A 13,524-nucleotide genomic window follows, 5' to 3' on the forward strand; every position below is an offset into this window, starting at 1 on the left:
GGAACCTCCTTCAGTCTTCAAACGAGAAGCGCCGGGCCACGCTCATCAGCAGCCATTCGAGCAAGAGCCCGACGATGCCTATGACGAAGATGGCGATGATGATGTGGGCCACATTGAGGTTGTTCCACTCATCCCAGACCCAAAAGCCGATGCCCACGCCACCGGTCAGCATTTCGGCCGCCACGATCACCAGCCAGGCGGTGCCGACTGAGAGCCGCACGCCGGTGAGGATGTAGGGCAGCACGGCGGGCAACAGGATGCGGGTGATGACCTTCCACTCCGACAGTTTGAGCACCCGGGCCACGTTCAGATAGTCCTGCGGCACCCGCTGCACCCCGACGGCGGTGTTCACCACCATGGGCCAGATCGAGCAGATGAAGATGGTCCAGATCGCCGCCGGGTTGGCGCTCTTGAACACCAGCAGGCCAATCGGCAGCCAGGCCAGCGGCGAGACCGGCTTGAGCAAGCTGATCAGCGGCGACACCATGCGGCCGATGAACTCAAAGCGGCCGATCACAAAACCCAAAGGGATGCCTACCGCAGCGGCCAGGCCAAACCCCAGGGCCACGCGTTGCAGCGAGGCCAGGATGTTCCAGCCAATGCCTTGGTCATTGGGGCCGCGGCGGTAGAAGGGGTCGGCAAACAGCTGCACGGCCGAGTCCCAGGTCGCTGCCGGCGTAGGGATGCCGCTGCTGGTCTTGAGGGTGAACATGGCCCACAGCCCGGTCATCAAGGCCAGGCCCAGCACAGGCGGCAGCAGCTTCATCCACAGGCCATGCCAGTCGAAGCCAGGCTGGCTGGGGCTGGCCTTGGCCCCAGGCTTGCGGGCCAAGCGGGCCGCCCGTGGCGCTGGCACGGCCGGGGCAAGAACTTCATCATCATCGCCACGCGGCGAATGGAACACGGCGCTCACCATGATGGGCCTCAGGCTTTCAGCTTGAAACTATCGGCGTACTTGGCCGGCGACTTGCCGTCCCATACCACCCCGTCCAGCAGCTTGGCGCTGCGTAGCGCCTCCTTGGGCACGGTGATCTTGAGCTGGCTTGCAGCCTGCTTGTAAAGCTCGATCTGGTTGATCTGCGTGGCCACGGCCAGATAGTCCGGGTGCTCCTTGAGCAAGCCCCAGCGCTTGTGCTGGGTGAGGAACCACATGCCGTCGCTCAAGAAAGGGAAGTTGACCGCGCCGTCGTTGAAGAACTTCATCGCATGCGGGTCGTCCCAGGTCTTGCCCAGGCCGTTCTGGTAGCGGCCCAGGATGCGCTGGTTGATCGCCTCGGCGCTGGTGTTGACATAGGCCTTGTCGGCGATGGTGTCGGCCATCTTCAGCTTGTTCTGGAGATTGGAGTCGATCCAGCGGCTGGCCTCCAGCACGGCCATGATGACGGCGCGCGCGGTGTTGGGGTTCTTCTTGGCAAAGTCGCCGCTGGAGGCCAACACTTTCTCGGGGTGGTCGGGCCAGATGTCTTGGGTGGTGGCCGCGGTGATACCGATGCCGTCCATGATGGCGCGGTGGTTCCAGGGTTCGCCCACGCAAAAGCCGTCCATATTGCCGACCCGCATATTCGCCACCATCTGCGGCGGCGGCACGGTGATGACCTTGCTGTCCTTCAGCGGGTGAACGCCATGCGCGGCCAGCCAGTAGTACAGCCACATGGCGTGCGTGCCGGTGGGGAAGGTCTGGGCGAAGGTGTATTCGCGCTTGTCCTGGCGCATCAGCTTGGCCAGCGAGGCGCCATCCACCGCGCCCTGGTCGGCCAGCTTCTTGGCCAGGGTGATGGCCTGGCCATTGTTGTTGAGCGTCATCAGCACGGCCATGTCCTTCTTGGGCCCGGCCACGCCCAGGTGAACGCCGTAGACCAGACCGTAGAGGGCGTGCGCCATGTCGAGCTCGCCGTTGACCAGCTTGTCGCGCACACCGGCCCAGGAGGCCTCCTTGCTGGCGACGATCTTGATGCCGTACTTCTTGTCAAAGCCCAGCACCGAGGCCATCACCACCGAGGCGCAGTCGGTCAGCGGAATGAAGCCGATGCGCACTTCTTCCTTTTCGGGCTTGTCGGAGCCGGCGGCCCAAGCACCTGTTGATACCGCTGACGCGGCGGGCAGAGCGGCCGCAGCGGCGGCTCCCAGCAGCAGTTTTCGACGTGGTTCGCTCATCAAACCCTCCATGGCGTGCTTGACCTTGTGCATGAATAAAAATCTCCAAGACAAAACGAAAAAAGGCGTCGCGACCTTCAAGCCCGGCGCCAAGAAATGGCTGGGTTGAACGGTCGGACGCCTTTGCCCGAAAGAAAAATGCGGTGCAGGAAACTCGGTCTTACCAGCCCACGTCGTTGCGGGCCGCAGCTTTCATTACGCAGGAAGCGTGCCAGCGCTTTGCCCGGGCTGGCGGCCCGTAATGCACGCATTGCGTGCACTTTCGAGCGCCCTGATGTGCCAGCATGGTGCGCTGTGGCATCAAATCGGGCGCAAGAGATTGTGGGCGTCGATGATGCGGTCGGCCAGCTCCCCCAGGGGCAGGCCGCGGTCCATGGCCATGCGGCGCATCTGGCGGTGGGCGCCGTCTTCGTCCAGCGTGAGCTGGCGCATCAAGATGCCCTTGGCCTTTTCAATGCGTTTGCGTCCGGCCAGCTGCGCCTGCGTGCGACCCAGCTCCTGACGCAGGGCAAGGTCTTGCTCGAAGCGGGCAATCGCTACCTGCATCACGCCGGCCAGGCGCCCGCTTTGCAGCCCCGCCACCACATAGGCGCTGACGCCGGCCTTGAGCGCATGGCGCATTGGGTCATCGCGGCTGCTTTCCGAGAACACCAGCACCGGGCGAGGCATGCGCTCGTTGAGCGTGGCCAGGTGCTCCAGGGTGTCGCGCGAGGGTGAGGCACTGTCCACGATGACCACATCGGGCTGCAGGCGCAGCACGCAGTCGTGAATTAGGGTGGCTTCAGCAATCACCCCTACAACCTCGCAGCCCTGCGTCGCCAACTCTTGCTGAATCAGTTGCAAGTGGTGGGCGCCGTCGTTGATCAACAGCACACGAAGCACTGGGGCGTTAGGTGGCAGGCTTGGCATGGTGGCCAATGCGACGCAAAATTCGTGCCTGTCGGCTGACGAATCCAGCCTGACGTTCTGCAGATGATGACTCACGACATTAAAGAACCCCACGACGCCAACCAACTGACTTGCCTGCTTGTTGAGGTCTTCGGCAGCTTCGGCCAACTCGTCTACCAGTGCAGCGTGTTGCTGAGTGAACTGGTCCAATTGGCTGATTGGTCCAGCTCAGTGATATCGAATTGACTGGGTGGATGCCCTAGGGCATTTTCCGGCTTGGATTTCAAACCTAGGGTTTGGATGTCACACGGGTCGAGCTGCGAGCAGTGCTGAGGCTGATTTCTTCCGTCGACCAACTTGCAAGATAAATGATGCAAATGGTCGGAAACCTCTGCTGATGATTGTCGTTACTGGCATGGGATCAGTCTGCTCTGCTGGTCTGCCATTGGACTCATCATTTGACAGTAGTAAGAACACTAGAAGGCGTGCGGCAATGCAGTTCTAGTCATTGCGCTTGTATGTGGTGATCGGGAATTTGGCCTTATGGTCTGAAGGTCAAACCCAGCGCATGAATCACCCTGGGTTCCGAGGAGGCCTGTTGGTTTAAGTCAGGCGGTCGCGGCCTGACCAGCGCGGTGACGATGGTAATTGGCTTCGAACTCAGCAGGCGGCACATGGCCCAGTGGTCCCATCAGCCGGTGATGGTTGAACCAAGCGACCCATTCCAGTGTTGCCAGTTCCACCGCCTGCTTGGTCTTCCACGGCCCGCGCCGGTGAATAGCCTCGGCCTTGTACAGCCCGTTGATGGCCTCGGCCAGTGCCTTGTCGTAGCTGTCGCCCTTGGAGCCCACTGAGGGCTCGATTCCGGCCTCGGCCAGCCGCTCGCTGTAGCGGATCGACAGGTATTGCGAGCCGCGGTCGGAGTGATGCACCAGGCCATCGGACGGCTTGCGGTCGTACAGCGCCTGCTCCAATGCGTCGAGTACGAACTCGGTGTGCATCGAACTGCTCTGACGCCAACCCACGATGCGCCAGCTGAACACGTCGATGACGAACGCCACATACACCCAGCCCTGCCAGGTTGAGACATAGGTGAAGTCCGAGACCCACAGCTGGTTCGGCCGCTCGGCCCGGAACTGCCGATTGACGCGGTCCAACGGGCATGGCGCCTTGAGATCGGGAATGGTGGTGCGCACGGCCTTGCCTCGGCGCACACCCTGCAGCCCGAGCTGGCGCATCAGCCGCTCGACGGTGCAGCGCGCCACGGCGACGCCTTCGCGGTTGAGCTGGCGCCAGACCTTCTCGGCGCCGTAGACCTGATGGTTGGCCTGCCAGACGCGCTGCACCTGCGGTAGCAGTTGCACGTCGCGCTGAGCTCACAAAGAGCGCAAGGCCGGGCTGCGCTGGCACGCGACGTGGCGCCATTACGCCGATGGGGCAATCTGCAGGACGCGGCAGATCGGCTCGACCCCAAGCTGCTGGCGGTGCTGGTCGATGAAATCCTTCAGGACTTGATGCGGCGGTCGAGCTCCGCCTGGGCGAAAAACGCGCTGGCCAGCTTCAGAATCTCGTTGGCCTTGCGCAGCTCGCGCACCTCTCGTTCCAGTTCCTTGATGCGCTGAGCCTCCGCAGTCGAGACACCGTCTCGCTGGCCGGCATCGACCTCGTGCTGCTTGACCCAGGTGTGCAAGGTCTGCGGCACGCAGCCGATCTTGTCGGCGACGGACTCGATGGACGCCCACTGCGACGGGTGCTTTGTCCGGTGCTTCAGCTCCATTTGAACGGCGCGTTCTCACATTTCAGGCGAGAACTTCGGGGACTTCTTCATGGCGCCACTCTCTTTGGCTGGAGCTCCCTCGAAACCGTGGGGCGTTTCAGCCGTTGCGGGTGGGGTGCCTCGCCAACAGCAGGGTTTGGATTGCTATTGGATTGTATGGTTTGTATCAAAATAGTTAATGCAACTGAGAATGATTTGTATTTATAATTTCTTGGCAATCGATTAGGCAGCCGACAGAGCCAACCCGTCGAGAAGCTAGGCAAACGCTCGTGCGGGGTCCTCCCGCGCGACTCGCGACCATCAAGAGGGAGAGAAATGACCGTGCATTCATCGAGGCTCGAACTGCGAGCCGTGGGCGAAGTCTTGTCGCTCGCTTCCGCCAACGAGCAGAAGCAGAACCTGCTGGAAGTCTTTGCGATTCGCGTTCTTGGAGTTGCAGCTACGCTTGTGCTCGCAGCAGCTAGCTGCCCGTCGCATGCAGGCACTGCCAATGCCGAGGACGCTGACCCAAAAAGCGCGTTCAAGGTTGTGGAGCCCAGCTGGGTTGCGACTCATGGCGCAATCGAACGCATTGATCCACACAGCGGGAACCTTGCGATCACTTACCTGGATGCAATGATTCCGGGCTCCGCTGGCTTCAACATCCAAGTGATACGGAGCTATGACGTTTCGCGAATCCAAGGCTTCAGTCCTCTGCGAGGTGTTATCGAGTACTCCAATCCCCGCGATGGTCAGGTGCTTGGCCTAGGATGGAAGATTGCCGTCGCTCCGATTGTCCGGATCAGCCTCATTGGATCGGACGAGCCCTATCTGCGCGAGTACGACCCGCTGTGCAAAGGGGTGGTGGCTAGCCCAGGTAACTACATGCTTGAGATGCCAGACGGGACGTCGCGTCCAATGCATTACTCCAGCACTACATCGGCCGTGATGACGCCGGACGGTTGGTCCTTGACGTGCGCAGGTGGTAGCTACACCTTGAAGTCACCAGACGGCTTGATCCATACGTTGGGCGAGCTCTGGGAGAACCGGCCGCCCAATCCTAAAACCGGTCCCAAGGACCTGAAGATGGAGCTAGTGCTCCAGGCTACGCGTGTGACCGATCCCAACGGCAATTGGTACACCATCACCTATCGAAACTCAACCTTTTCGCAGCGACCCAAGCCTGGCTCGTATGCCTACTCGCTGGATCTGGGGTTCCGTGAGCCGGAGCGGGTGACTGCCTCGGACGGCCGCTTTGTCGACTTTCAGTACCAAGATAACTACCTCATCGACCTGCCCAGCCTCACCGTCCGAAAAACGGTTCTGTCGCATGTGGAGACGTCCAACGCCGTCGTTAGCTATACGATCGGAAGCAGCCAAATCGAAGGACTGTTGACTTCGGTCACGCTGCCTGATCAGACGCAGTGGCAATTCGACTATTACCCGGAAGTTGAAAACGATCCCGCCCGGCCGATCCAGCGGCTGACCAACTGGGCGATGTACTTGCCGGATGAAGAATACTGGACCTACACGAGAACGCCTGCTCTATCGGAATACGGATACACGACGGTTGAGGGGCGTTCAAATCGGCTGAAGGGTGTCGTCTACCCGACAGGTGGGCGCTTGGACTACGAGTACGAGGCCTCACCGTTGGTCTCTGTATGGCGCGCGCCGCAGGGACTTTCGTGCAAGGCGCAGCGTCGTGATGTGTTTGAGTTTGCTCCGCCGCTGATCAACAAGCTGTTTAATCAGAACCTCCGCGTAGCTCGAAAGGCAAGCAGCGACGGTGGCGTCTGGAACTATGTCTACTCCCTTGGAGGTAGTGGGCAGTTGGACGGAACTTCGATCTCGGGTCCCGACGGCGTTCACAGCTATAAGTTTTATGGCACTGGCTACTTTGTGCCAGCGAAATGGGCGTCTAGGCCGCTGCATGATCAGTTGGACGATGCATCTTGCGACCCTAGCGGTGTGTACACCCAGCAGAATCTCGTAGGCGACTCCTGGAAGCTGGGGCGCATAGCCTCTGAGTCCATTCCGTCAATTGGCTACCAGGTCGACTACGAGTGGACCGGGCGTAAACGAGCAGATCTGCTGGATTACTCAGTGACGTTGGGTCGCGTTCCCATGGTTGGGAGCCTTAGTAACGGGCTTCCGACGTCTGACAAGATCTACAACGTGCCCGTGTACGTATCGGACATGACCAAGCGTGTCGTCCTCATGGACGGAGCCACATATACGACGACTTACTCCGGCTTCAACGATTACGGCAAACCTACCAAGAAGCAAGAGGTGGGCCCAAATGGTGGCAACAGGAACACCTCGCTGACTTACTTCAACAGTGCCAGCAAATCGCTGTTCGGCATTGTCAAGGATGAGACCTTTGTCGGCGGCTCAACGCTGCGGGAGTTCGATGCCAATGGCAACTTGCTTTCGCAGAATGTCGACGGCGTGGTAACGAGCTATACCTATGACGGCCAAGGCAATATCGCGACGAAGACCTTGCCGCGCAATCTTGTTCACACCTACTCCGACTACAAGCGAGGAACGCCACAGCGCGAGAGTCAGCCTGAAGGAATCAACATTGTTCGTGTCGTTGATGATGCGGGCAACGTTGTGTCCGAGCAGAACGGAGAGGGCAAGACGACGGGCTACACCTACGACGGTCTGAACCGTCTTACGTCGATCACCTATCCGATCGGCAATCCCAAGAGCATCAGCTATTCAGCGACTACCAAAACGGCCACGCGCGGAGCCTTGGTGGAGAGGACGCAGTACGACGGCTTCGGACGACCTGAAAGCGTGACTCTTGGCGGCATTACGACCAGCTTCCGCCACGACGAGTTGGGCCGCAGAACGTTTGAGTCAGATCCTGATGTCAGCACCGGGCGGACCTATCAGTACGATCCGCTGGATCGGATAGTTAGGCTGGAGAACGCCGATAGCAGCTACCAGACCTATCTCTTTTCGGCCGGTGCGAAACGAGTAACCGATGAGAACAATGTGCAGACTCTCCATGAGTACCGCTCGTATGGTGATCCGCGCCAGACGTTTCTGGTTCGGTCAGTTCTGACCTCTGATGCCAACAGCGCGATCCGATTCGAGCGAAACGCTCGGGACCTTGTGACGTCAGTTCAGCAGGCGGGCTTGACTCGTAGCTATGGCTACAACGCCAACTACTACTTGACATCGGTGACTGAGCCAGAGGTCGGAACGACCACGTATGGTCGGGATGCTGCGGGCAATATGACCAGCCGTACGGTGGGCTCGTCGGAGGTCACTAACTATGGATATGACGGGCAGAACCGTCTGATTTCCATCGCCTACCCAGGCGTGACTCCGGGTGTCACAAACACCTACAACAGGTTGAGCAAGCTTCTCACGGCCAGTTCGTCTACCGGAAACCGAAGCTATGGCTATGACGACAACGGCAATCTGACGAGCGAGTCTTTGACCGTGGACGGGCACGTGCTGACTGCGGGCTATGTCTACAACACCAACGATCAGTTGAGTGCGCTCAGGTATCCCCGTTCGGGGCGCTTGGTGAACTACCAGCCTGACGTTCTTGGTCGACCGACGCAGGTCTCTGGATATGTCAACTCGGTGACCTACTGGCCAAGCGGCCAAGTGAGACAGATCCACTATGCCAATGGAACGGTGACGGCCTACGGGCAGACGTCGCGTCTTTGGCCTGGCAGCTTTGTGACGAGCAAAGCCAGCGTGATCTACTCCAGTGGCGCCTACACGTATGACGGAGTTGGCAATCTAAAGACCATCACTGACTCGGCGGACGCTAGCTACAACCGCAGCATGGGTTACGACGGCCTCAATAGACTGGTGTCGATCAGTGGCCCGTGGGGCGCTGGCACCATTGCTTATGACATGGCCGACAACATCACAAGCCAGGTTCTCGGCTCCTTGAGTTTGTACTACACCTACAGCGCCAATCGACTAACCGGCGTGTCCGGCAGTCGGGTGTCGAGCTATGGCTACGACAGTCACGGGAACATCGTCAGTGGTTCCGGGAACACCTACACATATGACGGGGTACCGAACCTTCGATGCGTGAACTGCGCTTCTCCCGGCCTCTCGATCGCTTACGGCTACGACGCGAGCAATCGTCGCTCGTCGGTGCAGAAAGCCGGCGTCAAGCGCTACGAGATGTACGACGCGAAAGGCAATCAACTGATCGAGTTCTCGCCAAGTCAAGCGAATAGGTTGGTCGAGTACATCTACCTCGGCGGCAAGCGCATAGCACAGCACGTCACTCCTTGAACTTATTGATCTACAAGGAAAGAAGAGACCAATGAAGACCTTGATCAAGCGGGCTCTGGCGATGATCGTTGCTTGCCTACTAGGGCTCACGCTTCAATCGAACGCCTCTGCCGAGGCAGTGACCTATTTTCACAACGACATCTCGGGAACCCCGATGGTGGCGACGGATGCTAGTGGCAACTTGCTATGGAAAGAAAATTACCTCCCGTACGGCGACAAGCTCAATTGGCAGCCCGCCAGCGCTGAAAACAAGATTGGCTTTCACGGCAAGCCATATGACGACAATTCGGGGCTGTCCTATGCGGGAGCCAGGTACTACGAACCGCTGACAGGGCGGTTCGTAGGTATGGATCCTCGCGGCGTTGACCCCGAGAATCGCCACAGCTTTAATCGTTACGCGTTCGCCAACAACAACCCGTACAAGTACGTCGACCCTGACGGTCACAGCCCGCTTGACGTTGCGTTCCTCGTCTTTGACCTAGGCAAGTTGGGCGTTGCCATGTACTCGGGTGTGGGAGTTGGCGCTGCAGTGACCGACGTTGCACTCAGTGTGGTGGGCGTCGCGAGCCCCATTCCCGGAACCGGGCAAGCGCTGAAGGCGGCCCGAATGGCCGAGCGAGGCGCGGAAGCAGCTCGGGCAGTGAAGACCGTGGAGAAGGTGGCGCACGGAAACAAGGTTGACGGGCGTGCCGCCACGCTTTACGAGAAGTTCGACAAGGAAGGTAACTTTCTGAAGCATGGGGTCACCAAGCACGAAGATCCCGTCAAGCGATACACCGCCAAGGAAATCGATGGGGGAACTGTTGTTCGGACCGACCGAGGACCTAGAAGTGAGATGATCAAGAAGGAACGTGATTTAGTGGAGCGGAAACCAGGGCCTGAGAACCGAGAGCCCTGGGCCGGAAAGAGGTTGGGCGAATGAGCGAGACGAGCAAGACAGTGATTACTCTGGGCGCGGACGTGGGTGGCAAGGACGCGCATGAGGCTACCCATGCGCATATCCTCGCCTTTCGGAGACTGCTGAGCGAACGCTGTACAGGGCCCTACAGCAATACGATCAAAGAGATTGCACTCGTGCTTCGCATCGATGGGGCTATCCAGTCTTGGGGAAAGCAGGGCGTCGAAGGAGTCGCCTTGCAGAAGAAGAACTCCTTCGCCACCGCGGACATCTACGTACCCCGTGAGTCATGGGCTTCGGTTGACGGTGGGGTATTTCGTAGCTTCCTGGCCGTCGCGGTGAAGGAAGCGATTTGCGCTGTCGCGGGATGCGCCAGTGGGAAAGGTGTCGATTTGAATGCAGCGGATTTGGATCGTGATGTCGCTGCGGCTGCCTTGAGTTTTCAGGATTGACGGTATTCCTCCTCCGCCCATAACTCCGGTGCCCGGAGAAGTAGAGGCTCTCTCAGGAGGGCCTCTACCAGGAAGAAATCGTGCTTCACCGACAGCCAGATCATTGACGTGCCCAAGCGGGCAGAGTCCGGCGTTGCGGTCCTCGATTTGTGCCGCGAACTGGGCATCAGTTCAGCGTTCTTCTACGAGTGGCGGGCCAAGGTCTGCAGCATGGGCCTTTCGCTCATGTCACGCAGGAGGGAGCCGGAGGAGGTGAGCCCGAGGAGCACAGCATGGTGTTTGGGGCCGTCGAATCCTGGTTCGATTTTTGTGGCGCCTGTCAGGCGTACGCATGTGGCATCGACTTGCTGCAAGTACATGCGGACCTCCCGATTGAGTTCTGGTTGCATTGCAAACAGGCTGCACCTTCTGTTGGTTCCCAGTAGTTTCCCGGTGGCTCATGCAGTGAGCCTTTGAAGCGCCAAACTTCATGGGCACTGCAAGCAGTGCTAGTGCGCCACGCAACAGGGAAATGACATGAATGACTCAGAAGTGACTTCACCGAATGCCAAGCCGAGTAGGCCCTCGGTTGAGCCACCAACATCTTCTCGCCGTGGCCTTCCTTGGGCCGCTTTGGGCAAGGCTGTTGTGGCTGCTCTGGGTGCCGTCGCGACAGCACTCCACTTCATAGGGCAAGAGGCTTACGGCCGCTATCTCGACCATTGGGGATTCGACAGTGGGCTACTGCCGTTGGATTCCCGCGATCGCGTCCACTATGGCTACAAGGCGGTGTTCGAAGGCATCCACACGCTGCTCAATAGTCCAGCCGCTGGCGTGTTCCTAGCTGCAATTTTTGTCATGGCTGTTCTGCAGTTTTGGGTCACCTCGATCACAAAACACCACCCCCCAGAGAACACACGTCTGGGCAAGTGGTTGAAGCGGAATGCAGACCGACTTCCTCGATGGCTAAAGAGCCTTTTCGCATCTCTTGGGATTTCGGGGCTGTTCGTCGGACTTCTGTACTACCTGGCTTTGGCTGCCTTCGTTGCGCTGGCCGTCGCGCCCATCATCGGCGAACACGCAGCCGAAAAATGGGCGAAGCACAAGGAGCGTCAAATTCAACTGGGCTGTCAATCTGGCGGCAAGCGGGGCGCTTGCACGGAGCTTAACGACCATGGGAAAGTAGTTGGAAAGGGGTTCATCATTTCCAGTTCGACTGCCTACATCGCCTACTTTGACGTGGCTGCCAATCGCAGTCGTCTGGTGAAGCTCGGCGATATCGAACTCACCGGGTGGATGCCCTAGCGCCTCTTCTGTCTTGGATTTCAAACCCCTGGATTGGGTGTCAGGTGGCTGGAGTTCAATGCGGCTCCGAGGCGGCTCTCTTCCACTGTCCTCCTTGTCGTATCACTGCCGCAAATGGCCAGAAGCCGCTGTAGATGATTGGTGTGACCTGCATGGGTTCAACCCGTGCTGAGAGTCTTTCATTGGATTCATCGCTCGGCACTGGCAAGAAGACCGGACGGACTGCTGAAACATGCTTCTTGAAATTGCGCTTGTATGAAGGGTTATGGCATCGATCCCCTTTGGGTTGAATGTCAAGCCCAGCTCAGCTTTTTCGTCTTCCACGTGGCTGTTGCCGGACTCATGGTCCGTGCGACGAGCGTCGGGGGCCAAAGTAAGTCGTGCAAAAGCGCTACCGTTTCATCCAAGCCGGCGGCTTCAAGGCGGTTTTTGTTCAGGAAGGCCTGCCATTGGCGCAACTTGGCGGGGTCTTGGCTGAACGCTCGGGTCAAGGCCAGGGGTGGGTCCGTAGGTAGATCGGACTGTCGCCTTGCAAAGGTGGCTGCGATGGCCGCGGCCAGTGTGGCGCCCTCCAGTTCCGTGCGTTGTGCAATCACCGCCGGGTCAAAGAAGTCCTTCATGCGGCTGTTCGCTTGTCCCAGCATCACCATGGCCTGGTACTTCTCGGCGATCACGGTGTAGACCGGATAGACGCCCAGCTTGGGGGCGGGGAAGTCGTTCAGCAGGGTAGGGTAGGCCGCGGTTTGCGGCCCGGGCGTCACCGCATCGCCGAAGCCCACATCGATCTGTAGGCTGCAACGAGCGGAGCCTATTCGAGCCAGCAGCGTGATGCGGGTACCACCATAGGTGTTGTCTTCGCGGATGGCTGTTGCCCGCACGGAGTCGGGATCAAAGGTGATCCCATCACTCAGGTCGATGGCAGTGACATCCCGGAAGGTGGCGATCAGGTTGGCTTCGTCGTCGGCTCCGAAGCCCAGCAGGTCGGCGTCACGGGTTGGGCGGTGTGGTGTGTCGTACCAGAGAGTGAAGAGCAGGGCGCCTTTGAGAAGGAATCGGTCGGCGTGTGGGGATGTGCTGATGCGGGCCAGCAGACGCTCCATTGCGAACCGGTTGAGCAGCAGGCTGTAGTCGTCTCCCCTTTGCTTGGCGAGTGTCAGCAGTCGCGCCAAGATGGAGGCCGATCGGTTGCTGGTCACTGTGTCACCGCTTCAAGGTAGGGCTGCATCACACGCTCCACGCGATTGATTTTGGCAAAGTGGCTCAGTTCGGCCATGGTGACCTTGCGGTTGCGCCAGGCGTCTTTGAGCGCCTCAAGTGCCACGTCCAGGCCGATCTTGTTGCGGAGCTTGAAGCAGTCAGTCACCGTCTTGGCTGCGCTGTACACGCGGATGGGGGCGCCGTGGTCGGTGATGGTGAGGATCCCTTCGCTGTACGCCGGTCCGCGCAGGCGCGTGACTCGCAGCGGCGGGTAGCCCAGCTTCGGGGTTTGAGTGCCTTCGGGCAGTGCGATCCACACCTCATGCGGGAGTTGTGTGCCGATCGCGTGAAACTGGAGCGCGCTGAGCAGACACAGCACAGCCTTGGGGACGCGCTGGCTGACTTCGAGAAGTGTCTGGTGTTCTGTGACCTCGGCATCGGGTAGGCCGTACAGGCCTCGGCCCAAGCGCTGCAGTTTGCCGGCTTGGTGAAGGCGAATCAGGAGCTGAGGCGACCAGCCATGCTCGCGAACATCTGCTGCCCGAAGCACTTGTTGCTGGCGGGCCAGGGCGAGGATGTGGTCAGACTGGTTCATGAGATCGAAGTTTAGTATCTGCATTACT

9 protein-coding genes, 2 pseudogenes and 1 other annotated feature are annotated in these 13,524 nt (G+C 59.4%); of the genes and pseudogenes, 5 read left to right on the plus strand and 6 right to left on the minus strand.

All coding sequences use genetic code 11. From position 1 onward, the window contains the following. Positions 1–10: 10 nt before the first annotated feature. The 4 genes and pseudogenes from ntrB to OOB33_RS12785 form a co-directional block, all read right to left on the minus strand. On the minus strand, positions 11–916 hold the full coding sequence (gene ntrB / locus OOB33_RS12770) for a nitrate ABC transporter permease (protein ID WP_271008956.1): 906 nt from the start codon (positions 914–916) through the stop codon (positions 11–13). A gap of 8 nt (positions 917–924) precedes the next feature. After that, the gene (locus OOB33_RS12775; RefSeq protein WP_271008957.1) at positions 925–2,154 is read right to left on the minus strand and encodes a CmpA/NrtA family ABC transporter substrate-binding protein; all 1,230 of its coding nucleotides are present in this window, start codon (positions 2,152–2,154) and stop codon (positions 925–927) included. A gap of 300 nt (positions 2,155–2,454) precedes the next feature. After that, positions 2,455–3,063 (minus strand): ANTAR domain-containing response regulator, encoded by a 609-nt coding sequence (locus OOB33_RS12780; RefSeq protein ID WP_271008958.1) that lies wholly within the window; start codon positions 3,061–3,063, stop codon positions 2,455–2,457. Positions 3,064–3,650: 587 nt separating this feature from the next. Beyond that, a pseudogene (locus OOB33_RS12785) lies at positions 3,651–4,819 on the minus strand (IS3 family transposase). Continuing rightward, positions 4,476–4,592 (minus strand) — a sequence feature (AL1L pseudoknot). Its footprint overlaps the pseudogene before it by 117 nt. Before the next feature lie 315 nt (positions 4,820–5,134). On the opposite strand from OOB33_RS12785, the gene OOB33_RS12790 reads away from it, so the two are divergent. The 5 genes and pseudogenes from OOB33_RS12790 (at position 5,135) to OOB33_RS12805 (ending at position 11,704) form a co-directional block, all read left to right on the plus strand. Beyond that, entirely contained in the window at positions 5,135–9,070 is a 3,936-nt protein-coding gene (locus tag OOB33_RS12790) for a hypothetical protein (protein WP_271008959.1), read from the plus strand. Positions 9,071–9,101: 31 nt separating this feature from the next. Continuing rightward, a complete protein-coding gene (locus OOB33_RS12795) occupies positions 9,102–9,992 on the plus strand; it encodes an RHS repeat domain-containing protein (protein WP_271008960.1) in 891 nt (296 codons plus the stop codon). Then, complete coding sequence (locus tag OOB33_RS12800) at positions 9,989–10,420, plus strand: hypothetical protein (RefSeq protein ID WP_271008961.1); 432 nt, start codon at positions 9,989–9,991, stop codon at positions 10,418–10,420. Before OOB33_RS12795 ends, OOB33_RS12800 begins: the two co-directional genes overlap by 4 nt. A gap of 81 nt (positions 10,421–10,501) precedes the next feature. Continuing rightward, positions 10,502–10,876, plus strand: a pseudogene (locus OOB33_RS24545) (transposase); the annotation flags it as partial. Between the two features lie 60 nt (positions 10,877–10,936). Beyond that, positions 10,937–11,704 carry a hypothetical protein gene (locus OOB33_RS12805; protein WP_271008962.1) on the plus strand — a complete coding sequence of 256 codons (768 nt, stop codon included), beginning with the start codon at positions 10,937–10,939 and terminating at the stop codon, positions 11,702–11,704. Between the two features lie 293 nt (positions 11,705–11,997). Here the strand turns inward: OOB33_RS12805 and OOB33_RS12810 are convergent, their stop codons facing one another. After that, entirely contained in the window at positions 11,998–12,900 is a 903-nt protein-coding gene (locus OOB33_RS12810; RefSeq protein WP_271008963.1) for a nucleotidyl transferase AbiEii/AbiGii toxin family protein, read from the minus strand. After that, positions 12,897–13,496 (minus strand): type IV toxin-antitoxin system AbiEi family antitoxin domain-containing protein, encoded by a 600-nt coding sequence (locus tag OOB33_RS12815; RefSeq protein ID WP_271008964.1) that lies wholly within the window; start codon positions 13,494–13,496, stop codon positions 12,897–12,899. The genes OOB33_RS12810 and OOB33_RS12815 overlap by 4 nt, the downstream gene beginning before the upstream one ends. Between the last annotated feature and the right edge of the window lie 28 nt (positions 13,497–13,524).

Origin of the sequence: Paucibacter sp. B51 (genome assembly GCF_027863535.1) — a bacterium.
Classification (GTDB): domain Bacteria; phylum Pseudomonadota; class Gammaproteobacteria; order Burkholderiales; family Burkholderiaceae_C; genus Paucibacter_A; species Paucibacter_A aquatilis.

What these genes read in the sequence shown, in the direction of transcription:
- OOB33_RS12775 (WP_271008957.1), bottom strand. Translation starts at nt 2,154, where the DNA reads ATGAGCGAACCACGTCGAAAACTGCTGCTGGGAGCCGCCGCTGCGGCC.
- OOB33_RS12815 (WP_271008964.1), bottom strand. Translation starts at nt 13,496, where the DNA reads ATGAACCAGTCTGACCACATCCTCGCCCTGGCCCGCCAGCAACAAGTG.
- OOB33_RS12790 (WP_271008959.1), top strand. Translation starts at nt 5,135, where the DNA reads ATGACCGTGCATTCATCGAGGCTCGAACTGCGAGCCGTGGGCGAAGTC.
- ntrB (WP_271008956.1), bottom strand. Translation starts at nt 916, where the DNA reads ATGGTGAGCGCCGTGTTCCATTCGCCGCGTGGCGATGATGATGAAGTT.
- OOB33_RS12795 (WP_271008960.1), top strand. Translation starts at nt 9,102, where the DNA reads ATGAAGACCTTGATCAAGCGGGCTCTGGCGATGATCGTTGCTTGCCTA.
- OOB33_RS12800 (WP_271008961.1), top strand. Translation starts at nt 9,989, where the DNA reads ATGAGCGAGACGAGCAAGACAGTGATTACTCTGGGCGCGGACGTGGGT.
- OOB33_RS12780 (WP_271008958.1), bottom strand. Translation starts at nt 3,063, where the DNA reads ATGCCAAGCCTGCCACCTAACGCCCCAGTGCTTCGTGTGCTGTTGATC.
- OOB33_RS12805 (WP_271008962.1), top strand. Translation starts at nt 10,937, where the DNA reads ATGAATGACTCAGAAGTGACTTCACCGAATGCCAAGCCGAGTAGGCCC.